Below are 23,429 nucleotides of genomic sequence, written 5' to 3' on the forward strand. Positions count from 1 at the left end.
CTCCCCATCCTCGCGCTAATGCCGCGGGTACCGCTCGATCCAGGCGTCGCCGAGCGCGCTCAGCGCCGAGTGCCGGTCGAAGTGCCAGTAGGCGTCCGAAGCGGTGTTCTCGACCAGGTACCGCAGTTCCAGCTGGTCGACCCACTTCTGCGGCAGCCCGGGGATGCCGGTGCGCGCCCCGAGCAGGGCACCGGCGATCGCCCCGGTGAGCGCGCTGCGGCCGGAGTGGTTGATGGCGCGAAGCAGCGCCTGCTCCGGGTAGTTCTCGAAGCCCGACAACGCGGCGAAGGCGCGTCCGAGCACCGACAGCGTCGTCTTCCCGTCGCCGATCAGCTCCGGTATCCGCAGGTCGGGCAGCCCGTGCTCGCCGAAGAACGGCACCGACTCGGCGACCATGTCCTTGATCGCCGTCCACTCCGGGCCCTGCTGGAACTGGTTGTCCGGGTTGAGCACCTCACGGCTGGTGTTCCAGATCGGGAAGCTGAACGCGTCCTTGGTCAGCGCGTGCTCGAACAGCCAGGTCAGGTAGGTCGCGGCGGCCAGGTCGGGCTCGTCGGGGTGGGTGACGCCGGCCAGTTCGCGCACCGCTTGCCGCGCCCCACCGCTGAACCCGCTGCCGGGCCCGGCCATGGTCAGCGCGGCAGGCAAGGCGGAGATCAGCGCGGCCGGGCCGGTCATCGGCACCGCGCCGGCGGCCCCGGTCGCGAGCTGGTGGTAGGCGTTGAGCTCGGCGTCGTCGATGTCCCGCCGGGCGTGCAGGTCCGGGACCTGCACGAGCCAGCCGTCCAGGGCGTCCATCGGCGCGCCCTGGGTCCGCAGCCAGCGCTGCAGCGCCCCGCGGACGACGTCGGGGAACAGCGCCTCGGCCTCGCGGGATTCGGGCTGCTCGCGGTGCGGGCTGCGGATGACGGCCTCGGTGTAGAAGAGCAGCCGCTGGGTCAGCGAGCCGATCCGGCCGGGCTGGTCGAACGCCGGGATCAGGTCGGTGACGCCTTCGATGCCGAACTTCGCGTGGATGTCGTGCAGCATCATCCGGTCGACGGCCGCGCCGAGGGCCTCGCCGAGCGCGAAGCCGACATACGCGCCCGTGACGCGCTGCCAGCCGTAGCGGAAGCCGTCGAGGTCCCGCTCGAAGTACTTGCCGAACGTGTCGAGGCGCGGCACCGTGCGGCCGGCGTTGTCGTACGCCGGGGCCAGGCCGTTCGCGCGCAGGTCGTTGGGCTTGCTGCGCGGCGGCTCCGGCATGTTCAGCCGCTTCAGCCAGGACTCGCCGAGCACGGTCTTCGCGCACTCCTCGGCCGTCAGCTCGAAGCCGCGCCGCCGGGCCTTCTCGGCCGCCAGGAGCGGCGGCTTCACCGGATCCGGCAGGCCCATCCGGGCCGCGGTCTCGGTGGCGACCCGGATCAGGTCCTCCTCCGCCTCCGGGCAACGGCCGTGCACGTCGATGCGGGGTTCGTGGCGCGGGAACCGCTTGACGATCTCCGCGAGCTCGCCGCTGGAGACGTCCTCGATGGTCGTCGGGCCGCCGTTGATCACCAGGTTCGGCGGGTGCTCGAACTCGGCCAGCGTCGCGACGTCGACCTTCCACCAGCCGTGCTCGCGCGAGGGCAGGTGCCGGGTCGAGCTGAACACCTTGAGCTCGTTGCGCTCCTCGGCGAAGTAGAACCGGTCGGTCTTGCCGGTCTCCAGGTCGAGCGGGACGAACACCTCGCACCGGATCAGCCCGATGAGCAGCAGCTCCCGGGTCAGCCAGCCGACGCTGCCGAACGACAGCAGCGTCTCCAGGGTGTTGTCCGGTTTCGGGTAGCCGCGGCGGATCGGCCCGGCCTTGTACTCGGGGTTTTCGCGCTCTTCGCCGGTCTGGTTGCCCTCGGCGTCGACCTTCACCCAGCCCGCGACGGCCTGCAGCGGCACGCCCAGCTCGCCGAGCCCGGCCTTGACGTACTCGGGGTCGACGACCTCGCGCCAGTTCTCCTGGCCGGGGAAGGCCACCGGCACCGACAGCCCGCCCGGGTGCGGGTGCGCCTGGCGCAGTTCGCCGTCCGGCTCGCGGACGACGACCGACGGCGGCGGGAAGATCTCCTTCTCCGGCCGGCCCTCGTCGAGGACCGCGATGGTGTTGTAGGGCACCGACCAGCCCTCGGGGATGCGCAGCACCTTCTCGGTGTCCACCCGCAAGCCCGCGGGGCCGGAAACGTCCGGGCCGTGCACCGCGCGCAGCCACTGGCCGACCTTGGCAATCGCTTCCGCCGCTTCCACCTACTCGATCCTCTCCAGGCTTCCGTCGGACTCGTGCTCGGCGATCGTCTTCGGCAGCACGAAGGCCACCGCGCCACCCGGCAGGTTCGCCCACGGAACCGTGATGCCGGTGATCACGTGCAGAGGGCGTCTCAGCCGGTAGCTCCGCCGCAGCCGCTCCCGTTCGAGCGGCAGCGACGTCGTGGCGAACCGTACCTCGCCGTGGTGAACGAGATTGCCGGGTTCCTCGCCGAAGCGCAGGACGACCGTACCCGCCACCAGCCTGGTGATGCGCTTGTTGCGGAGCAGGGTGAGGGGAGGCTCACCCGGCGCCGGGTGCACCGGCCAGTCGTCGAGCTCTTTCGCGGTCTCCAGCGGGGTTTCGTGCCCGGCGGTCATCCGCGCGGGGTGCAGCAGCAACGCGCCCAGCAGCTGCTGCGCGGCGTCCTCGAGCCGGGCGAAGTACTTCGGCGCGCGCGGTTTCCCACCGGCGTGAGCTGCGACTTCCCAGCCGTCGGCGGTGTAGTTGAGGCACCAGGCGCCGTCCGCGCGCTCGCCGACCCGGTACGCCTCGGGCCACACCCCGTGCTCGCCGAGCCGCTGCACCAGCACGGTCAGCAGCTCCTCGTCACCGAGCTGCGGGTCCGGCGTGGTCTCCAGCTCGGCGAGGACGTCCCCGGCGGTCTTCTTCACGTCGGCGCGGCCGGGCTTCGGCCGCGGCTTGCCCAGCAGGTCCGCCTCGGCGGTCCGCCGGACCAGCGGCTCGACGTACGGCGGCTGGAAGTGGTGCCGGCGGATGTGCGCGACCAGGTCCGGCTCCGGCGGCACGCCGTGCTTCTCGAGCAGGAGCGGGACCGCTTCGGACCAGATCCACGTGCCGTCGGTGTGGAAGCGCTCGTCGCCGTCTTCGTGCACGACGGCTTCCCGCTCGAGGTACTGCAGCACGAGCGGCACCTCGGTGTCGGTCAGCGGTGGCCGCTCGACGTCCGGGCCGCCGACGTCGGCGTGCCGGAACACCACGCCCAGCGGCAGCTGTGCGCGCAGCCGCCACCAGTCCGGGATGTGCTCGTCGGCCCGCGGGAACGCGGCGAGCTCCTCCGGCCAGGCGGCCGGCTCGGGCGGGTCGGTCCACACCGGATCGTCGTCGAGCGCGAAGTCGAAGTCGAAGCTGCCGTCCGCGTTCAGGGCGAACCGCGCTTGCAGCCAGGTGCCGCGGCCCTCGGTGTACATGCCGGCCCGCAGCTCGGTGAAGAGGTCGGCCAGCTCGTCCGGTATCGCCGTGTTGTGCCCCGCGGTCTCGGTGTGCTTCCCGACCTGCCGGAAGTCGGCGACGGCGGGCACGCCGGCGTTGACGCGGTGCTCGCGCACGAGCTTTCCCAGGCGCACCAGGAGGGTGCGCTGTTCGTCGGGCGAAAGTCGATGTTCCACGTGAATCATCGCCCCGCGTTGAACCGGCTGGTCACCGTGAACGACGGCGGCTCCCCGGCGGCTCGGCGGGCGGCTTCGTCTTCCCACATCTTGAAGGTGCGCGTCTGGAGCGCGCGGACCAGCGCGGTCTCCTGAGGAGTCCGGCGGCGGCCCTCCCGGAACGCTGTGCCGTTGATCCCGTTGATCGTCTCGTAGAGCGCGAAGATCGGGCCGTCGCCGGACAGGTAGTGGTTCCGCTCGATTTCGGTCTCCTGGACGAACTTCTCTTCGTCGAACGGACCTCCGATGTTCGACTCCGTGGTCGACCAGATGAGCTCGCGGATGTGGCTGCTGTCCTGGTCTTGCTCGAAGAACCCCGTGCGGAGATTGAGGATGGTGCCTTTCAATCCGCCATCGGGTGTCGAGTCGATCCGGTAGGTCTGGGCGTAGTACTTGTAGAACATGGGCGTTCGGAAGGCCATCAGCCGCTCTCCTCGGATGTCAGTCCCCGCCGGAACGCTTCCTCGAACCGACCTCGGACCTGTTCGGTCAGCGCTGCGGTGAGGGCTGCCTCCTCCGGCGAAAGGAGGCCTTCACGCCCGTCTTTCCTGCTGAGCGTCTCGAAGTCGCGGCGCACCTCGTAGAGGGCGTGCTCGTACGACGCCACCTCGTCGATGTGCGTCAGGTGGAGCCGCAGTTCGGCCACATGTTCGTTCGGTAGCCGCACGTTGAGCTGAAGATCCCGGTAACCGCTGCCCTTCGGTTGGGCCAGACGGTCGGTGAAGTCGACGATCGTGAGCTCGGGATCGTTGCGCACCGCGTCCAGCGCGCGGTACATGTCCGCCACCCGCTCGAATTGGATCTTGGTGCCGACGAGGTCGTGCAGCAGGGAACCATCCCAGCCGTACTTCGCGATCTTCGCCAGTGCCCGGACGTCGTCCTTCGGCTCCGGCCGGAATCCCGCATGGCCATCGGTCTCTCCGGCGATCCGCTCGGTGATGCGGTTCAGCGTGCCCTGCGTCTCGGGCCAGCGCTCGCGTTCCTCGGCAACCCATTGCCTGCAGTAATCCGGATCACCGGCTCGTGCTGGGTCGAAGCTGCCGTGCCGCAGCGCTTCAGGCGCGGCTTCGCCGGCGATCAGCGCCACGTCCGCGGAAATCTCCGCCTGCTCCGGAGTCGGGTCGAACGGCTCGACGCCCTGATGCTCGACGTCGTCGACGACGCTGTACCCGCGCTCGTTCACCTCGTGGACGGCGTCCTCGAGGATCGGGATCGCCTCGGGGTGCTTGAGCAGGCTGGCCAGTGTCTTCGGGTTGTCCAGCAGCGAGCGCGTCAGGTCGTCGTTGGCCGGGTCGGACAGCACCCGCACCAGGCCGGGGTGCTCGGCCAGGTGGGCGCGGATGTAGTCGGCGTCCGCGTGCCCGTCGAGCGCCGCGGCGACGTCGTCGCGGGCCAGGAAGGCGTCGTGCGGTGCCGCTGTTCCGTACCCGCCGTGCTCCCCGGTGCCGTGCTCGGTGCCGACGTGCACCTCGTCGGGCGTGCCGACGTGCATCAGCTTGATGCTCTTCGGCGGCTGCGGCAGGTGCATCAGGTCGCCGGACTGCGGGTCGATGAACGCGACGCCCTCGCGGGTGTGGACGACCATCGCCACGTGCCCGTATTCGACCCCGTTCGGGCCTTCGTACTTCACCGCGACCACGGCGTGGTGGTCGACCGGCATGCCACGCATCTCGCGGATGACGTCGTCGTAGCTGTCGCGCGCGGAGAACGTCTCCCCGAAGCGGCCCTCGAGGTGTTCGAGCGTGCCGCGGCTGCCCATCTCGTGCGGCAGGACCGGCTCGGCCGTCATGTCGCCGCCGCGCTGCCGGTCCATATAGGCCTCGGGACCGCGCGTGCAGTTCGTCACGTACCCGTTTTCGAAGGCGCCCGGCTGGTGGAAGCCCGGGTTGACCTCGCGCAGGTGGGGGTGCCGGTCCTGGACGTAGGCCGCGCGCTCGGACGGCGTCGTCCCGCCGGCGTGGATGGCGGGTTCGGCGGGCGGGTTCGTCGCCCGGGCCAGCCGCGAGTAGTCGTGCACCGAAACCGGGGCCGGCGGTGCTTCCGCCGGAGCCTCGGGCAGGTCGTGGACCGACGGCTGGTGGGGGGTGACGTGCTCCGGCTCGCCGAGGCCACCGAGGCGTTCCATGATCGCGGCCTGCTTGCGCCGTTCGAACTCGGCCGCGTTGTGCTCGTTCTCGGCCCGGCGCTCGGCCATCTTCCGCTGCGCGGCCTCGGGCTCGAGATATCGCGGGTGGCCGGGCCCGATCTCCTCGGCCACGACGACCCACTTGCGGCGGCCCTCGGGCGAGATCTCCAGCCGCTTTTCGTGCACCAGGAGCTGGGTGCCGGGCGGCGAAAGCGATTCGCGCTCACCCGGGTTCTCGGCGAGCTTCGAGATGTCGCGCAGGTTGTCCGAGCGCACGTGCAGCTCGACGTCGTCGCCGAACTTCGACGTCGAGAACTCGCCGGTCTTGATCGACGCGCTCGAGAACGCGGGCTCGACGACCACCGAGCCCGGCTCGTACGGCCCGGCGACCAGCTCGGCCAGCCGCGGGTCGCCGCCGACGTCGTAGGCGCGGATGGTCTCGCCGGACTCGCGCGCGACCTGGTTGAGGCCGTCCACGATCGCGCGGGTGTTCTGCTGCGCGAGGTCGAACCCGGGGTGACCGGGGCCGCGACGCAGGGCCTCGTTGACGTCGTAGGCGTACTCGCCCCGGGTGTAGCCGTGCAACGCGACGGCGCCCTCGTCGGTGACCGGCAGCCCGGCGGCGTCCCGGCGGGCGAGCGCGCGGTCGTGGATCTGCTGGTAGATGTCCTCGTCGCCGACCGCGCGGCGGATGCTCTCGTGGTCGGCCGGGGTGCCGCGGTGCTCGCCGTCGAAGAGGTAGCCCTCGTCGTGCGGGAGGCGTCCGGGGGCCGGGTTGAGCCGGTCGTTGATCGTTTCGGTCTCGGCGACGTGGGGCGGCGGCGCGTCCCCGCCGCCGAGCGGCATCGAGTGGATCCCGGTGGCGTCGGGCGGCAGTTCGGCGAGCCGCCCGCTGACGGGATCGGCGAACAGGACCCCGTGCTCGGTGTGCACGGCGGCCACCAGCCGCGACTCCCCGCCGGGCGTCTCGAAGGCGACGGCGCTCCGCGCACCGACCGGACGTTCGCCGAGCTCACGGGCGACGCCGTCGAAGCTGTCCCGGCTGCTCCACGACCCGTCCAGCTGTTCGCTGACGCTCTGCTGCCGCGCCGGCCCGGCGACGACGTCCTCGCCGTTCATCCGCCGCTCGAAGGCGACCATCGACTCGGCGGCGTTGGTCCGGTACCCGGTTTCGAGGCCGTCCGGGCGGTAGTGGTTGCGGGTGTTGACCCCGCCGAGCTCGGGAACGGCGTCGCGCACGAGCCGCGCGTGCTGCTGCGGCGTCTCGACGGACCCCGCGTGCAGCACGGGCGGCCCACCGGGAGCGAGCGGCGCGGCGAGCCGCGACCAGCCCCCGTCCGGCTCCCCGGTGGCCGGCGGCCGCCGTTCGGGCAGCGGCTCGGCACCCGGCGGGTCGAAGGCGTTCAGCTTGCCGGCCAGGTCACCGCTCGGCTTGTACTCGGGGTGCTCGGCGTAGAACTGCTCGAGCTCTTCGTCGGCTTCACGCTGGCGGCGAGCTTCGTCGGCGCGTTCTTCGGCCCGGCGTTGCTCGATGGCGTCGCGGGCATCGGCCTCACCGAGGTGCCCCGGCTCCCCGGGAGCGATTTCTTCGGCGTGCACGACGTAGTGCGGCTCGCCGGGCCGGCGCGGGTCGGCGTTGGGGTGCCCGGGGCCTTCTTCGATGCCGGTGATCTTGAACTGCGTCCCGGCCTTGAAGAGGACTTCGCGCTCGTCCGGGATGCTGGCCAGCCCCTCGACGTCCCGCCCGGTCTTGGACTGGATCCGCATCTCGACTTCCCCGGGGAACTTGCTCCGCGGGTGCTGGGCGTCGACCTTCGACGAGCTCAGGAACGACGGTTCGGTGATGTGCGCACCATCGTGGAACCGCGCGAGGAAGGCTTGCAGCCGCGAGAGATCACCCTTGAAGTCGACCCGTCGCGAGACAACGCCCTCGTGGGGCGGCAGTTCGTTCAGCCCGGAGACGAGCGCCGCGGCCTGCGGAGCGAGATGGGGCAGCTCGGGGCCACCCATCCGAAGGGCGTGGTTGAGCGGCCCGACCATCTCGTAACGGGTGTACGCGTGTACGGCGACCGCGCCGCCGTCGGACATGCCGGGGTGCCACTGGTCGCGCTTGGCGAGTGCCTCGCGCCGGACCTGTTCGTGCCGCCATTCGCCGTCGACCGGGCTGTGGTGCCCGGAGTCCATGAAGGTGTCCTCGATCCGCCTGATCCCGGCGGGGTCATCGGTGTGGAAGCGAGGATCGGTGAGGTAGGGCTCGTTGGGGCCGGGCTGCCCGTAGTCGTGCTCGCGCGGCGAACCGGCGGGTTCGTGCCCGGCCGGGTGTGGGTCGGCCGAGGGGTGTTGGTCCGTCGGGTGTTCGGCCCCCGGCTGCTCGACCGGCTTTTCGCGCACTGGCGACTGCTCGGCCACCGGCTGCTGCATGGGCTCGGCCGCCGGGATCGGGCGGTCCTGCGCTGGCTGCTCGAACGGTCGTTGCGTCCGCGGCTGTTCCAGCGCACGGTCCACCGGCCGCGGCGGCAACTGCTCCTGCGGCGGCCCGAACCGCGGAGGCGGAACCTGCGGCGGCCCGGCCGGCCGCGGCGCCCCCAGCCGAGGATCGTGCGGCGGCCCGGGCGGCCGTCCACCTGGCGGAGGCGGCATCGGCGGCCGTCCACCGGGATGCGGCCCGGGACCCTGCGGACCCCGAGGCTGGTTCGGATACCCGGCGGGACGCTGCCCCCCACCCACCGGCGGCCGCTGCCCACCCTGCGGCGGCATCCGCCGCGGATCCTGCGGAGCAACCCCACCATGAGGCGGCTGCCCATGCGCCCCAACCGGCGAAACCCCACCCTGAGGCGGCCGCACCCCCGGCTGCAAACCGTGCGGCGGCATCGCCCCGGGCGGAACCCCCGGCCCCCCAACCGGCGCCTGCCCACCACCCTGAAGCGGTTGCCCCCGGTACGGCGGTTGGCCGCCGGGTTGGGCTGGCTGTCCGTTTTGCGGTGGTTGGCTGCCCAACTGCGCTGGCTGCGTTCCGTGTGGTGGCTGGCTACCGGGTTGGATGGGCTGTCCGTTGTGCGGCGCTTGGCCGCCCGGCTGAGCGCCGTGTGGGTGAGCGGCCTGCCCGCTGTGCGTCGGCTGGCCGCCCGATTGCGCGCCGTGAAACGGCTGCGGACTGAAGGCAGCCGGCGGGGACTGGCCGCCCGGCTGCACTCCGTGCGGCGGCCGGCCACCCGGCTGTCCCCCATGGAGCGCCTGCCCACCAGGCTGCGCACCGTGCGGACGCTGGCCTCCCGGCCGATACCCGCCTTGCGGCATCGGCGGCTGACCGCCCTGCAGCATCCGGCGAGGGTCCTGCGGCGGCACCCGTCGCGGCTGGTCGCCTCCGCCCTGCGGCGTCGGCTGGCCGCCGGGGCGGGGACCCGGGCCACCCGCGTGTCCCGGACCGCCGGCGTTCGGCAGGCCGCCCGGTGGCGGCGGCGTAAATCCACCCGGCGGTGGCGCCTGCTGCGGCGATGGCCCGTTCTGGAACGGTGCCGTCCCGCCCTCCGCCGCGAACGGCTGGCTCGGCCCGCCCGCGAATCCGGCCGCGCCGACGTTGTCCTGGGGCCGGCCGCCGCCACTCTGGCGTCCCGGTTCCGGGGCGAAGCCCTGCGGTGGCGGGGCCATGCCGTAGCCACCCTGCGATGAGGCGCCGCCCGTCGGCTGCTGGACGTGGTCGGCGCTGGGTCGCGGCACCTCGGGTGCACGGTGCTCGGAAACCGGCTGCGGCCCGCTGTCCGCACGCTGCTGCGGTTCGGTCTCTCGCCGGACGTCCGGCTCGGATGCCGTCCGCGCTTCCGACGCGGGTGACGCCTCGCGGCGAGGCTCCTCCCCTCGCGATTCCGGCTCGGAGGAGGCCTCACGGCGCGACTCCGGCTCCGAAGCAGCCTCACGGCGGGACTCCGGTTCCGAAGAGGACTCCCCGCGCGACTCCGGCTCGGAAGACGACTCACCCCGGGATTCCGGTTCGGAAGCCGAACTCGACTCCTCCGTCTCCCGCCGCGACTCCCCACCGGAGTCACCCGAGGCACCAGAGTCGGCGTCGGTCCGCGGAATGTTCGCCTCGTGGACCGAGTGCAGCTGCTCCTTCGCGCCCCCGACCGCGCCCCCCACGGCCCCACTCGAAGCCCCCATCAGCAGCTGCTCCGGCGTCAACGACCCCAGATCCCCGGTCACCGCCGCCTGGCCGACCGTCTGGGCCACTCCCTCGACCGCGCCCCGCGCCCCCGCCCGCATGGCCGCGTCCGCGATCTGCCCACCCGCGCTGTGCGAAAGCCCCTCGGTCGCGCCACGCCCGATAGACCCCGAAGCCGCCCCCACGACTCCACCGACCGCGCCCGAGATCGCCGCGTCCGAGGTCTTCGACCAGTCCCAGTCCTTGCGGTCGCCCTTCGCCATCTGCAGGCCCTGGATGCCCGCGTCCATGCCGAGGTTGATCGCCTCGTTCTTGAGGACCTCCATGCCGATCTTCTTGAGGCCCTGCTTGAGCAGCTTCTCCAGCAGCTCCTTCGCGACCTGCTTGAACCCCTGCTGCGCCAGCTTCTCGAGCAGCTGCCGGAACAGCATCTGCACGGTCATCCGGGTGGCGATCTGGGCCGGCGCGATGCCCGCCGTCGAGCCGCCGAACGTCACCGCCGCCGCCGCGATCATCGCCGCGATCTGGGCCGCCAGGACGATCAGCGAGATGATGATCATGTACTTCGTGTACTCGACGTCCAGTGCCGTCTGGTCGCACGAATCCCCGAGGGCCTTCGCCGCGTCGGCCAGCTGCTTGAAGTACGCCTCGTCGCCCTCGACGAACTTCGTCCACTGCTCCGCGAACGCGTCGGCGCCGTCACCCGTCCAGTTGTCGCGGATGCCGGACGCCGCTTGGCCGCCCGTCTCCGCCACCGGGCCGACCGCCGACGACGCCGTGTGCCACGCGTCGCGCAGGGCGCGCAGCTTGGTCTCGTCGCCCTCGGGCCAGCTCTCCCCGACGACGATCGGCAGCAGCCACTTGACCGCGTCGGGCATTTCCATCCCCACGCGTCATTGCCCCTTGCCGAGCTGGGACGTCACGTCTTGGTCGGCGCCCGAAAGGGCCTTCATCGACTTGGCGACGTTCTGCTGCATGCCCCGCAACCCCTGCACGAGGTTGGTGAAGCCGTCGACGGCGCCCTGCGCGCCCGGCACGTAGTCCTTGGCGAACTCCTTGCCGGAGTCGTCGCCGCCCCAGCACTCACCCTGCGCCGCGAGCGCGGATTGCAGTGCCTTCGCCGCGTTGTCGAGCGCGTCGGCTGCCGTCACCAGGCCGTTCGACGCGCGCAGGACGGCGTCCGGCTCCGCGGTGAACCCGGAACCCCCATCCGGCATCAGTCGCCCCTCGTCATCCAGGACGACGGTGGCTCTTCGTCCTCGTCACGCGGCGGGCGGACGCGATTCGGGGCCGGCTTGGGCGCGGGGACCGGCGGCTGCTCGTTGCGCAGGATCGACCCGCCGTCCTCGAACGACTCCGGTCGCGGTGCCGGCGCTTCTTCCGCGACGAACTCCGGGATCGGCGGCACCAGGCCGGCCAGCGACGGCGCGCCCTCGACCAGGTCGGCGAGGTCGGGCAGGCCCTCGGTGATCGGCGTCATCAGGTCCGCGATCTTCTGCTTGACCTGCATCGATCCCTGGCGCACCAGCGACTGGACGGTGTTCGCGAGCTGGGCGGGGGTCGTGCGCTCGAAGGTGTTCGGGGCGAATTCGAGCTTCGCGAGGCTGCCGCCGGCGTCGATGGTGGCGCGGACCAGCCCGTCGGGGGAACTGACCTGGGCGGTGGTTTCGGCGGCCGCGGCCTGGGCGTCGCGCAGCTGCGCGGTCTGCCGCTCGAAGTTCTCCAGGAGGGTGTCCATCTGGTCCTTCATCGCGGCATTCCGTGCTTCGAGCCGTGCACGGTCGTCGCCCGCGGTGGTCACAGGTGCCCCCGGTGTCCCTCGAACCTACTAATGACTGCCCGTCACCCTAATGCCAATGGAGCAGTCATCGTGACCGGTTCGGGTGTTTGCGTCAGCGAATCGCACGCCGCCGGGCGAGCACGTACCCGGCTCCGCCGACGAGGTAGCAGACCGTCGCGGCGATGAGCAGGCCCGGCGAACGGCCGTCGTCCGGCACCACCAGCGCGGCCAGCGAAACCGCCGCCACCTGGGTGATGTTGAACAGCGTGTCGTACAGCGCGAACACCCGGCCGCGGGCTTCGTCGGCGACGTCGAGCTGGATGGACGAATCGACGCAGAGCTTGAGCACCTGCCCGGCCCCGCTGATGACGAACGACGCGAGCAGCGCCAGCGGCAGCAGCATCGGCAGCCCCAGCGCGGACTGCGCGATCGCGGCGAACAACAGCGATCCGAGCACCGCACGCAGCCGGCCGAACCGGCGGATCAGCCGCGCGGTCAGCAGGCCGGCGACCAGCAGGCCGGCCCCGGCGAGCGCGGCGATCTGGCCCAGCCCGGGCAGGCCGGCGCGGAAGACGCCGTGGTCGGTGAAGTAGTTGCGCATCAGCAGCACGGTGACCAGCAGCGACACCCCGAACGACGCCCGGTGCGCGAACAGCGCGATGAACCCGGCGGTGACACTGGGCGCCCGCCACGCGTGCCGGGCACCGTCGGCCAGCCCCCGCGCGACGGCGAGCACCGGGTTCGGCGGCTCGTCGACCACCGTCGGCCCGAGCACGCCCCTGGCGAAGCCGCGCGCGATGAACGCCGAGACCAAGGTGCCGAGGACGGCGAAGACGGTCGTCTCGGCCGATCCGATGTCGTTGCTGCCGAACAGCGCCCGCAAGCCGATCGCGCAGCCGCCACCGATCACGGCGACCACCGAGCCGAGCGTCGTGGCGAAGGCGTTCGCCGTCACGACGCTCTCTTCCTCCACGACGTGTGGCAGCGACGCCGAGAGGCCGGAGCCGATGAAGCGGGAGATGCCTTCCGCGGCCAGGGCCAGCGAAAACAGCCCGACTCCGCCGAATCCGAATCCGACTGCGGCCGACGCGCAGACGATCGCCAGCCCCCGCAGGAGGTTCGCGAAGACAAGGACGCGACGGCGGTCCCAGCGGTCCAGCAGCGCGCCCGCGAACGGCCCGACGACTGAATACGGCAGCAGCAGCGCGGCGAATCCGCCCGCGATGGCCAGCGGATCGGCGGCCCGCTCGGGGTTGAACAAGACTGCGCCAGCGAGCCCGGCGCGGAAGACGCCGTCGCCCCAGCTGGCGGCGAAGCGCGTGAAGAGCAGACGTCGGAAGTCGGGGTCCTTGAGAAGCTCTCGCGGCCCTCTTCGCACTGTTGCCGTCCGGGCGCTGATCGTCACGAGGCCAGAGTAGAGGGTGGCCGACGCACTGAGGTCGCCTCTCGGCGGCTATGCGCAGTGTGGCTCCAGCCGGACGGTATTCCACAAAGGCGGTTCTTCAGTGAGCCCGGGGGACACGGAGTGCGCCGGCCACATGTTTCAAACGAGGCTGTTGGGGCGATTGTTCCCGAGCCGAAGTCATTCGCCCGGCCAAGGGTGGGATCATGGGTCTGTGCCAGCGGACGCCGAGGTTGAACCGGGAACGCTCCTGGTCGCCGCCCCCACGATGGTCGACCCCAACTTCCGCCGGACCGTGGTGTTCGTCATCGATCATCGCGAAGAGGGCACGCTCGGCGTGGTCCTGAACCGGCCGAGTGACGTCGCGGTGCACGACGTGCTGCCCAACTGGGGTGGGCACGTCGCCGAGCCGCAGGCGGTGTTCGTCGGCGGGCCGGTCGAGAAGAAGACCGCGTTGTGCCTGGCCGCGCTGCGCACCGGCGAGACGGCGGCGAGCGTGCCGGGCGTGATCGCGGTCCGCGGCCCGGTCGCGCTGGTCGACCTGGACACCGATCCCGAGGCGCTGGTGCCGAAGGTCCGCGGTGTGCGCGTCTTCGCCGGGTACGCGGGCTGGGACTCCGGGCAGCTGGCCGGCGAGATCGAGCGCGAAGACTGGGTCATCGTGCCCGCGCTGCCGAGCGACATCCTGGCCTCGCCGGACGGCGACCTGTGGAGCCAGGTCCTGCGCCGCCAGGGCATCCCGCTGGCGCTACTGGCCACCCACCCGGGTGACCTCCAGCGAAATTAGGCCTCTTCCTTCTTGAAGACGCCGCAGCCGCCGGCGCCGCACGCGCAGCCGCTGCAGCCGGCGGGCACCGCCGGAGCCGGGGCGGGCACGGTCAGCGCGGCCCGGTTGCCGAGCACGCCACCGCCCATGACCAGCACCAGCATCGCGAGCACGCCCGCGAGCGCGGCGGAGACGAGACCACCGGTCGTCGGCATGGCCAGGCCGGCCAGCCCGGTGAGCACGGCGATCGCGCCCCCGGCCATGGTCGGCAGGCCCGCGACGCGGTTGGCCAGCTTGAAAGCTTCTTCGCTGCGCAACGCCGCTTCCGTGCGCACCCCGGTGCCGCCCTCGCGCGTCAAGCGCTCACGGAACCCGAGGAACCCACCAAAACCGACGAGCAGACCCAGCACGACCGGAACCAGCGCGATAGCGAACACGAGGTCAAGGATAAGCGTGACGTCCCGGCAACCTGCCGGATACCCTGATCGACTGTGCTACAGGCCATGTCACCGCGCGTACTGCCCACCGTCCTGACCGCTGCCCTGATCGGGGGAATCCTCGCCGCTGCGCCGGCTGAGGCGACCGAGAGTCACCAGCGGCCGATCCGGCTGCTCGGCGAGAAGATCGTCCCGAACGCCCTGCCGTTCCAGGGCACGACGGTCGGCGGCCTGTCCAGCATCGACTACGACCCCCGGACCGGCGGCTACGCGCTGATCTGCGACGACCGGTCGGCGATCAACCCGGCCCGGTTCTACACGGCGACGTTCCCGGTCACCGCCCACGGAGTCGGCGACGTCACCTTCACCGGCACCCACCCGCTGCTGCGCCCGGACGGCACGCCGTACCCGCCGCTCACGCAGAACGACGCCTCGAAGCCGCAGAACGAGCAGACGATCGACCCCGAGGAACTGCGCGTCGACCCGTGGACCGGCGGCTACTACTGGGCGCAGGAGGGCGAGCGGACGGCGACGACGCTGATCGACCCGTCGGTCCGCGAGGCGCGCCGCGACGGGACCTACGTCCGTGACCTGCCGATCCCGGCGAACGAGAAGATGACGCCGACGGCGGGCCCGCGGCAGAACCTGGTGCTCGAGGGCATCACGTTCACCGGGTTCGGCTCGCTGCTGGCCAGCGAGGTCGAAGGTCCGCTGCTCCAGGACGGCCCGATGCCGACGACGACCGCCGGCGCGCTGTCGCGGATCACCCTGCAGTCCCGGTTCGGTCCGGTCTTCGCGCAGTACGCCTACCCGCAGGAGCCGATTTTCGCGTCACCGGTGCCCGATGGCGCGTTCGCCACCACGGGCGTGTCCTCCATGCTGGCCGTCGACCAGGCCGACCCGACGAAGTTCCTGATGATGGAACGCTCGTTCGTCACCGGCGTCGGCAACAAGGTCCGCGTCTACGAGATCGACACCAAGGGCGCGACGAACGTCCTGAATGTCCAGTCCCTGAGCGACGCGAAGCACGTCAAGCCGGTGAAGAAGCGGTTCCTCTTCGACGCGGCCGACCTCGGCTTGTCCACAGTAGACAACCTGGAGGGCATGACCTGGGGCCCGAAGCTGCCGAACGGCGAGCGGAGCTTGATCATCGTCAGCGACAACAACTTCTCCGCGACCCAGGTCACCCAGTTCGCCGCACTGGCGGTCCCCGCGGAACGGCTTTGACCAGCAAGTTACGATGTGCACATGAACACGGCTCGGCGGCTCCTTAGCCTGCCGCGCTGACCAGGCCCGGCCTGGCCGGCGCGGCGACCCCTCATGCCCTGGTGGCTGAGGGGTCGAGTTGTTTCTGGAGCGGCTCGAAACCAAAGGATGACGGCGATGACTGAGGCGACAGGGACCGACGTCCCCGCGCACCGCTACACGGCCGCGCTGGCCGGGCAGATCGAGCAGCGGTGGCAGGACCACTGGGCCGACCAGGGCACCTTCCACGCGCCCAACCCCGTCGGGCCGCTCGCCGTCGAGGGGCAGCCGGTGCCCAGCGACAAGCTGTTCGTCCAGGACATGTTCCCGTACCCGTCGGGCTCCGGTCTGCACGTCGGGCACCCGCTGGGCTTCATCAGCACCGACGTCTTCGCCCGGTACCACCGGATGATCGGGCGCAACGTGCTGCACACGATGGGCTTCGACGCGTTCGGCCTGCCGGCCGAGCAGTACGCGGTCCAGACCGGGCAGCACCCGCGCAAGACGACCGAGGAGAACATCCGGACCTACCTGCGCCAGATCCGGCGCCTGGGCCTGGGCCACGACGAACGCCGGCGCATCTCCACGATCGACCCCGAGTACTACCGCTGGACGCAGTGGATCTTCCTGCAGATCTTCAACTCCTGGTACGACACCGAGGCGGGCAAGGCGCGCCCGATCGCCGAGCTGGAGGCCGCGTTCGCGGACGGCTCGCGTCCGACGCCGGACGGCCGTGACTGGGCGGCGCTGAGCGCGTCCGAGCGGAAGAAGGTGATCGACGACCACCGGCTGGTGTACATCTCCGAAGCGCCGGTCAACTGGTGCCCGGGCCTGGGCACGGTGCTGTCGAACGAAGAGGTCACCGCCGACGGCCGCAGCGAGCGCGGCAACTTCCCCGTCTTCCGCCGCAACCTGCGGCAGTGGATGATGCGGATCACCGCGTACGCCGATCGCCTGGTCGACGACCTGGACCTGCTGGACTGGCCGGAGAAGGTCAAGTCCATGCAGCGGAACTGGATCGGCCGCTCGCACGGCGCCCGCGTCACGTTCTCCTCCGGTGACGACGGCATCGAGGTCTTCACGACCCGGCCGGACACCCTGTTCGGCGCGACCTACATGGTGCTGGCGCCGGAGCACCCGCTGGTCGACAAGCTGACGACGGCCGCTTGGCCCGAGGGCGTCGACGAACGCTGGACCGGTGGCGCCGCGACGCCCGCCGAGGCGATCAAGGAGTACCGCGTCGCCGCGTCGCGGAAGTCCGAGCTGGACCGCCAGGAGAACAAGGAGAAGACCGGCGTCTTCACCGGCGCGTACGCGACGAACCCGGTCAACGACAAGCAGATCCCGATCTTCGTCGCCGACTACGTGCTGATGGGCTACGGCACCGGCGCGATCATGGCCGTCCCCGGCCAGGACGTCCGCGACTGGGAGTTCGCCGAGAAGTTCGGGCTGGAGATCATCCGGACCGTGCAGCCGTCCGAAGGGTTCGACGGCAAGGCGTACACGGGTGACGGCCCGGCGATCAACTCGAGCTTCCTGGACGGCATGGACGTCGCCGAGGCCAAGAAGACGATCATCGACTGGCTGGCCGAAAAGGGCGCCGGCATCGGGACCGTCCAGTACAAGCTGCGCGACTGGCTGTTCTCGCGCCAGCGCTACTGGGGCGAGCCGTTCCCGGTGGTCTACGACGAGGACGGCGAAGTCCACGCCGTTCCGGAGTCGATGCTGCCGATCGAACTGCCCGAGGTCGCCGACTACTCGCCGGTGACGTTCGACCCCGAGGACCGCGACTCGATGCCGTCTTCGCCGCTGGCCCGCGCGACCGACTGGGTCGAGGTCGAGCTGGACCTGGGCGACGGCCCGAAGACCTACCGCCGCGACATCAACACGATGCCGAACTGGGCGGGTTCGTGCTGGTACCAGCTGCGCTACGTCGACCCGACGAACTCGGAGACGTTCTGCGCGCCGGAAAACGAGCAGTACTGGATGGGCCCGCGGCCCGGCGAGTACGGCGCGGACGACACCGGCGGCGTCGACCTGTACGTCGGCGGCGTCGAGCACGCGGTGCTGCACCTGCTGTACTCGCGGTTCTGGCACAAGGTGCTGTTCGACCTGGGCCACGTGACGTCCAAGGAGCCGTACCGGAAGCTGTTCAACCAGGGCTACATCGAGGCGTACGCGTACACGGACGCGCGCGGCGTCTACGTCCCGGCCGAGCAGGTCGAGGAACGCGACGGGAAGTACTTCTTCGACGACGAAGAGGTCACCCAGGAGTACGGAAAGATGGGCAAGAGCCTGAAGAACGTCGTCACGCCGGACGAGATGGCCGAGAACTACGGCGCCGACACGTTCCGCTTCTACGAGATGGCGATGGGCCCGCTGGCCATGTCGCGCCCCTGGGCGACGAAGGACGTCGTCGGTGCGCACCGGTTCCTGCAGCGGCTGTGGCGCCTGGTCGTCGACGAGACGACCAGCGAGCTGCGAGTGTCCACTGAGGACGCTTCGGAGGCGGACCGCAAGGTGCTGCACAAGACCATCGCGGGCGTCCGCGAGGACTACGCGGAGATGCGGTTCAACACGGCCGGCGCGAAGCTGATCGAGCTGAACAACCACGTCACCAAGGTGTACGGCGGGGCCGCGTCGACGCCGCGTGAGCTGGCCGAGCCGCTGGTGCTGATGCTGGCGCCGCTGGCCCCGCACCTGGCCGAGGAGCTGTGGCGCCGGCTGGGGCACGTGGACTCGCTGGTGCAGGGCCCGTTCCCGGTGGTGGACGAGAAGTACCTGGTCGAGGACTCGGTCGAATACCCGATCCAGGTCAACGGCAAGGTCCGCTCCCGGGTCACGGTCCCGGCTTCCGCGTCGTCGGACGAGGTCCAGGCCGCGGCGCTGGCGGACGAGAAGGTCGCGGCGATGGTCGGCGACGGCTCGCCGCGCAAGGTGATCGTGGTGCCCGGCCGGCTGGTCAACATCGTCCTCTAACGCGAGGGCGGAAAGACGCCGGTGGTCGGCGGTCATCCCCGATTTGATTGAGCTGTCAACGAAAACGGCTCGATCGAAGGAGAACCGGGGATGACCCTCGACGGCAAGGTGGCACTGGTGACGGGCGGCAGCCGAGGCATCGGCGCGGCCACCGCACTGCGGCTCGCCGAGGACGGCGCGGACGTCGCGCTGACGTATGTGAACAACGCCGCGCGGGCGGCCGAGGTGGTCGAGCAGATCAAGGGGCTCGGCCGTCGCGCCCTGGCGATCCAGGCGGATTCGGCCGACGCGGCCGCGGTGTCGGCGGCGGTTTCGGCGACCGTCGCGGAGTTCGGCCGGCTGGACGTGCTGGTGAACAACGCGGGCGTCGGATTCGTGGGCGCCTTCACCGAGACCGCGCTCGAGGACGTCGACCGCGTCCTGGCAGTGAACGTCCGCGGCGTGTTCGCGGCGACCCAGGCCGCGGCCGGTGTCCTGGCCGACGGCGGCCGCGTGATCACGATCGGCAGCTGCGTCACCGATCGCGTGCCCGGCCCGGGCATGGCGCTCTACGCGACCAGCAAGGCGGCGATGGTCGGCCTGACCAAGGCTTTGGCGCGCGAGCTGGGCCCGCGCGGCATCACGGTGAACCTGGTCCACCCGGGCCCGACGGACACGGACATGAACCCGGCCGACGGTCCCTACGCGGCGGACCAGCGCGCGTTGACGACGTTCGATCGCTACGGGTCGCCGTCGGAGGTGGCCGCGGCGGTGTCCTACCTGGCGGCCCCGGCCAGCGCATACGTGACGGCGGCGGTGTTGTCCGTGGACGGCGGCCACGCGGCCTAACCGGAATAGAGCCCGATCTCCCGGGCAAGATCGGCGAGCATCGCTTCGAACAGGACGTCCGGTTTGGACATCGGGATCGGGTAGTTGCCGAAGACCTCGAGCGTGACGTGCCCGTAGAGCCGGGCCCAGAACTGGATCATCAGGTACGTCACGCCGAGGTCGATCTTCTCCACCGGCACGCCCTGCTCGGACTCGACGAGCACGGTGACCAGCGACTCCTGGAAGGTTTTCAGGTCGTCCCGCAGCTCGTCGGGCACACCGCTCGCCGACGGCAAGACGATGTCGTGCCGCGCGAGCACCCGCCCGGCGGCGGCGAGGAAGATCCGCCCGAACGGCTCGTCGACCCGGCTCAGCGCACTTCCCGACGTCGACCCGACACCGCCGGTCGGCGACGCGAAGACCAGCGTGAATTCCTTCGTGTGGGTGAGCGCCCACCGCCGGAAGCCCTTGCAGATGGCGAACAGCTGCAGCATCCCGTCGTCCGGCAGCTCGGCGATCTCCTCGGCGAGGTCGTCGGCCAGGTCGGCGCAGACGTCCAGCCGCAGGTTCTCGACGAGGTCGTCCCGGGACTCGTAGTACCGGTAGAGCGCGGGCGCGGTGATCCCCAGCTCCCGCGCGATGGCACGCAGGGTGACCGCCTCCGGCCCCTGCTCGACGAGCAGTTTCCGGGCGGTCCGCCGGATGTCCTGTTCGGTAGCCGCACGCGCGCGACCCCTCCGGGTGGGGTGGCTCATCCGAACAGTCTAGGTGGTTGGTACGACAGATTTTGCATTAACGCGAGGTCTGCCGTAACGAAAAGGTGCAGCTCAGGCCCGCGCCTTGAGGTTGGTCAGCACCGTGTCGGCGACCCCGCGCCCGAGCTGGCAGGCGTCCTTGCCCGAGTCGCTGCCCAGGACCAAAGAGACCGAATAGGCCAAGTCGTCCGCGACACCCACGACGATCACACAGCTGCGTTGACCGCTGGCGCCCACGTCGACGTAACCGACGGCCGGATAGCCCTGGACCGGCGCCAGGTCGTCGACCCAGCGGCTGGCCTTCGGCTTTTCGACCTTGTAAGTGAGGCTGAGTCCTTGGCCGGTTTTCGTCTCGAAGGCGATCAGGATCCCGGCGCCGCTTCCCGAGGTGCTGGCCCAGTCGCACATCGGCCCCAGCTCCGAGTCCTTGGGTTTCGCGGCGCCGGGTTGTCCGAGGTAGTCCGTCAACTGCTGCTCGGTGAGGGCCGAATCGCACGGGCTGCCCTCCAGAACCTTCGCCGGCAACGGGTTGTCCACCTTCGGTGCTCCGCTGTTCGGCAGTTCCGCACTGCTCGACGGAGCTGGGGTGGCCGTGCCGGGTGTCTGGCGGTCGCCTGTGCAGGAGGCCAGCACTGCCACTCCGGTGATCGCGGCGGCCGTAGTGGCGAGAATCCGTCGGATCATTCGAGCGACCCCTTGATCTTCTTCGTCGAATCCGCGGCCTGCTGGTCTGCCGCTTCCGTGATGCCGAGTGCTTGCCTCATCCGGAGAGTCAGCTCCGTGTAGTAGTCGAGTTGGTACTGCAGATGGCCTTGGTAGTAGCGGCCGGCCTCGTTGATGCCGTTCCGGCCGTTCACCGCCGCTTGGCTGACCGGCTCTTCCGCCGGTGGCTTCGCCCGGCTCAGGATGTCGGCCTGACGGATCTGCTCGCTGACGGTATTGAGCTGGTCTTCGGCTTTCTTGAGCATCGCGCGCATCTCGTCGGAGCTCATCGCGAAGCCCTGCCCGCCGGCGGGCTGCGATCCACCGCCCGGCATGTCCGTCGCCCAGAAGCCGATCCCGCTGAACATCGAACCCGTCATCGTCCTCCCCCTAACCCGTTCAGGGTCGCGTACAGGACATCGGTCAGCGCACCCCGGGTCCCCGGCTGGAAGCTGACCATCCGCTCCCGCGCCGGGTACACGTACGTCAGCACCCGCCCGGTCCCGGCGACATCCACCGCCGTGATCGGCGCGCTGCGCATCCCCCGATTCACGGCGTAGCACTGGTGCAGCCCCGTCCGCCGCGCCGCCATCAGCCGCCGCGCCCAGGGCAACGGGTCCTGCCCCCGGTCGACAGTCGGGTCGTCGAGGTCGTACGAGTCCTCGACCGCCCGGCCCGAGAACCGCGCCTCGGGAATCGACACGGCCGAAATCCGTGCGGGCGGCACCGGCGGCAGCACGTCCATCAGCGACTCCGCGAGCCGCGACGGTTCCACGGCGTCGATCCGGACCGTGTCGTCCTTCCGGATGAGCCGGAGCGCGTCGGGGCCGGCCGCGGAGACGAGCGCCGCGCCCGATTCGTCCGCTTCGATGTCCCCTAGCCACGCCGTGAACTGGCGGGCGCCCTTCGCCAGGACGCGCAGGACGTCGCGGAATTCGCGCGTCAACGTGCCGCCCGCGGCGAGCCGGAGTGACGCCAGGACGTCGAGGACCTGCTCGTCGAGCCGCTTGCGGGTCTCGTCGCCGAGCCAGAGGTTGTCGGCGCCCAGGACCGCGGGCGGTGTGCCGTGCCGCTCCCACTCCCACGCGGTCAGCAGGGCGGCCTTGGGCAGGAAGATCACAGCCCGATCACCGGGGGCACCGTCCGCTCATCGGAGCCGCCGAAGACGCTCTCCGGATCCGCCTCTACCAGGTACGACGCGCGCTGGTGTTCGGTGTCCTCCTCGCCCTTGCCGCCCTTCGCGCCCTGGCCCATGCCGCCCATCCCGGGGGAGCCCGGCTTGCCCGCCGCGCCGCCGCGGATCCCGCCTGCCGCACCCGGACGTCCTTCGCCGGGGACGCCGGCTCCGGTCGCCGAGCCCGGGCCGCGGGCACCCGATCCGGGACCGCTGCCCGCGCCGGTGCCGGACGACGAGCCCGGTCCGAATCCGCCGCCACCAGGGCCGAAGCCCGGCCCGAAACCGGGACCGAAGCCGCCGCCGGGACCCGATCCGGGGCCGAATCCGGTTCCTGGCGGCTGGTAGCCCGGCGGGTACTGCGTCGACGGCGGCACGTAACTCTGCGCGCGAACGCTGTCGTCGACGCCGGTCGTGTGGGAGCCCGGTGGCGGCGTGACGTGCCCGGGCGGCAAGACCTGCCCTGGCGGCGTGACGTGCCCCGGCGGCGGCGGTGGCTGGACGACCGGCGGGTGAACGGCCGGCGGCGGCTGCACCTGGGTGCCGATCGACCGGTCGTCGTCGCCACCGGTCCGGGTGGGCTTGCGCGGTGGCGGCTCGATCGGCTTCTTCGGGTCCTGCACCTTGAAGTCGCCGCCGTTGTACGCGCCGAGCTGGCCGTAGTCGATCGTGCGGGCCGCGGTGTTCGAGCTGGACTGCTGCGAATACGCGTTGTACCGCTCGACGTTCTCCTGGGCCTTCTGGTTGTACCGGTTGATCTTGTCTTCGGTGTCGGTGTCCCACGGCGTCGCGACGTCCCAGGCGCTGCGCGTCGGCGGCTGGTCGGTGACGTCCGGGTGCAGCGTGTTCTTCAGCTGGTGGAACTGCTCGATCTGCGCCTGGGCCAGCGTCGAGTTGCGATCCAGGGTGGTGGACGCCGAGGCGGCCGACGCCGTCAACGGCTGGAGCCGCTCGCGGGCCGCGTCCGACGCGCCGCCGGTCCACGCGGATTCGAGACCGGCGGTCAGTTCTCGCGTGTCCTGCTCGAGCCGGCGCTGGTAGGCCGACTGGTCGACGCCGGCCTGGTGCACGTCCTGCAGCGACTGGGTGCCGGGACCGTTCTGCACGGCCTGGACCAGCTGACCGGGTGACAGCCCGGAAGCCTGCGGGTTCGCCGCCCCGGTGCCGGTCTGCGAGCCGACGTAGGCCCCCGCGACCGCGCCGGGCAGCCCGCCCGCGAGCAGGCCGACGCCCGCGCCGGTCAGGACGTTGCCGAGCCGCTCACCGCCCGACTCGACGGCGTGCGCGATCTCGGACCCGACGTGCTGGGCAGCGTCGAGCATGTCGCCGAACAACCCCACCGAACAGCGCTCCCCTCGCGTTCGATCTCCCCTCTTGCGTCACGGACAATACCTCA

At 71.1% G+C, this 23,429-nt stretch carries 17 protein-coding genes; 4 read left to right on the plus strand and 13 right to left on the minus strand.

All coding sequences use genetic code 11. The annotated features are described in order from the left end of the window. Window positions 1-15: 15 nt before the first annotated feature. The 7 genes from C2L58_RS25930 to C2L58_RS25965 all read right to left on the minus strand — a co-directional run bounded on the left by C2L58_RS25930 (window position 16) and on the right by C2L58_RS25965 (window position 13,144). Window positions 16-2,259 carry an ADP-ribosylglycohydrolase family protein gene (locus C2L58_RS25930; RefSeq protein ID WP_103340243.1) on the minus strand — a complete coding sequence of 748 codons (2,244 nt, stop codon included), beginning with the start codon at window positions 2,257-2,259 and terminating at the stop codon, window positions 16-18. After that, window positions 2,260-3,675, minus strand: a complete 1,416-nt coding sequence (locus C2L58_RS25935) for a TNT domain-containing protein (protein ID WP_233225934.1) — start codon at window positions 3,673-3,675, stop codon at window positions 2,260-2,262. It abuts the gene before it with no gap. Continuing rightward, the gene (locus C2L58_RS25940) at window positions 3,672-4,127 is read right to left on the minus strand and encodes a hypothetical protein (protein ID WP_103340245.1); all 456 of its coding nucleotides are present in this window, start codon (window positions 4,125-4,127) and stop codon (window positions 3,672-3,674) included. The genes C2L58_RS25935 and C2L58_RS25940 overlap by 4 nt, the downstream gene beginning before the upstream one ends. Beyond that, entirely contained in the window at window positions 4,127-10,870 is a 6,744-nt protein-coding gene (locus C2L58_RS51390) for a WXG100-like domain-containing protein (protein WP_369904243.1), read from the minus strand. The genes C2L58_RS25940 and C2L58_RS51390 overlap by 1 nt, the downstream gene beginning before the upstream one ends. A gap of 9 nt (window positions 10,871-10,879) precedes the next feature. After that, on the minus strand, window positions 10,880-11,203 hold the full coding sequence (locus C2L58_RS25955; RefSeq protein WP_103340247.1) for a WXG100 family type VII secretion target: 324 nt from the start codon (window positions 11,201-11,203) through the stop codon (window positions 10,880-10,882). Next, window positions 11,203-11,736, minus strand: a complete 534-nt coding sequence (locus C2L58_RS25960) for a YbaB/EbfC family nucleoid-associated protein (protein ID WP_103340249.1) — start codon at window positions 11,734-11,736, stop codon at window positions 11,203-11,205. Before C2L58_RS25960 ends, C2L58_RS25955 begins: the two co-directional genes overlap by 1 nt. Window positions 11,737-11,878: 142 nt before the next feature. Continuing rightward, on the minus strand, window positions 11,879-13,144 hold the full coding sequence (locus C2L58_RS25965) for an MFS transporter (protein ID WP_103340251.1): 1,266 nt from the start codon (window positions 13,142-13,144) through the stop codon (window positions 11,879-11,881). 160 nt (window positions 13,145-13,304) lie between these two features. On the opposite strand from C2L58_RS25965, the gene C2L58_RS25970 reads away from it, so the two are divergent. Further along, window positions 13,305-13,955, plus strand: coding sequence for a YqgE/AlgH family protein (locus C2L58_RS25970; protein WP_255410568.1), 651 nt, complete (start codon window positions 13,305-13,307; stop codon window positions 13,953-13,955). On the opposite strand, the gene C2L58_RS25975 is transcribed toward C2L58_RS25970, so the two are convergent. Beyond that, entirely contained in the window at window positions 13,952-14,371 is a 420-nt protein-coding gene (locus C2L58_RS25975) for an SdpI family protein (protein ID WP_103340254.1), read from the minus strand. The genes C2L58_RS25970 and C2L58_RS25975 overlap by 4 nt on opposite strands. A gap of 66 nt (window positions 14,372-14,437) precedes the next feature. On the opposite strand from C2L58_RS25975, the gene C2L58_RS25980 reads away from it, so the two are divergent. The 3 genes from C2L58_RS25980 (at window position 14,438) to C2L58_RS25990 (ending at window position 19,423) form a co-directional block, all read left to right on the plus strand. Then, window positions 14,438-15,598 carry an esterase-like activity of phytase family protein gene (locus C2L58_RS25980; RefSeq protein WP_103340255.1) on the plus strand — a complete coding sequence of 387 codons (1,161 nt, stop codon included), beginning with the start codon at window positions 14,438-14,440 and terminating at the stop codon, window positions 15,596-15,598. Window positions 15,599-15,754: 156 nt separating this feature from the next. Next, window positions 15,755-18,595, plus strand: coding sequence for a leucine--tRNA ligase (gene leuS, locus C2L58_RS25985; protein WP_103340257.1), 2,841 nt, complete (start codon window positions 15,755-15,757; stop codon window positions 18,593-18,595). A 90-nt stretch (window positions 18,596-18,685) separates the two neighbouring features. After that, entirely contained in the window at window positions 18,686-19,423 is a 738-nt protein-coding gene (locus C2L58_RS25990) for an SDR family oxidoreductase (RefSeq protein ID WP_103340259.1), read from the plus strand. Here the strand turns inward: C2L58_RS25990 and C2L58_RS25995 are convergent. The 5 genes from C2L58_RS25995 to C2L58_RS26015 form a co-directional block, all read right to left on the minus strand. Then, window positions 19,420-20,157, minus strand: a complete 738-nt coding sequence (locus C2L58_RS25995) for a TetR/AcrR family transcriptional regulator (RefSeq protein WP_103340261.1) — start codon at window positions 20,155-20,157, stop codon at window positions 19,420-19,422. The two genes, C2L58_RS25990 and C2L58_RS25995, sit on opposite strands and share 4 nt — an antisense overlap. Before the next feature lie 72 nt (window positions 20,158-20,229). Further along, complete coding sequence (locus tag C2L58_RS26000; protein ID WP_233225936.1) at window positions 20,230-20,841, minus strand: DUF3558 domain-containing protein; 612 nt, start codon at window positions 20,839-20,841, stop codon at window positions 20,230-20,232. Further along, window positions 20,838-21,239, minus strand: a complete 402-nt coding sequence (locus tag C2L58_RS26005; protein ID WP_103340263.1) for a hypothetical protein — start codon at window positions 21,237-21,239, stop codon at window positions 20,838-20,840. Before C2L58_RS26005 ends, C2L58_RS26000 begins: the two co-directional genes overlap by 4 nt. Beyond that, window positions 21,236-21,979 carry an ESX secretion-associated protein EspG gene (locus C2L58_RS26010; RefSeq protein ID WP_103340265.1) on the minus strand — a complete coding sequence of 248 codons (744 nt, stop codon included), beginning with the start codon at window positions 21,977-21,979 and terminating at the stop codon, window positions 21,236-21,238. The genes C2L58_RS26005 and C2L58_RS26010 overlap by 4 nt, the downstream gene beginning before the upstream one ends. Beyond that, a complete protein-coding gene (locus tag C2L58_RS26015; protein ID WP_103340267.1) occupies window positions 21,976-23,373 on the minus strand; it encodes a hypothetical protein in 1,398 nt (465 codons plus the stop codon). The genes C2L58_RS26010 and C2L58_RS26015 overlap by 4 nt, the downstream gene beginning before the upstream one ends. Window positions 23,374-23,429 lie beyond the last annotated feature (56 nt).

The organism is Amycolatopsis sp. CA-126428 (assembly GCF_002904335.1).
Lineage (GTDB): Bacteria > Actinomycetota > Actinomycetes > Mycobacteriales > Pseudonocardiaceae > Amycolatopsis.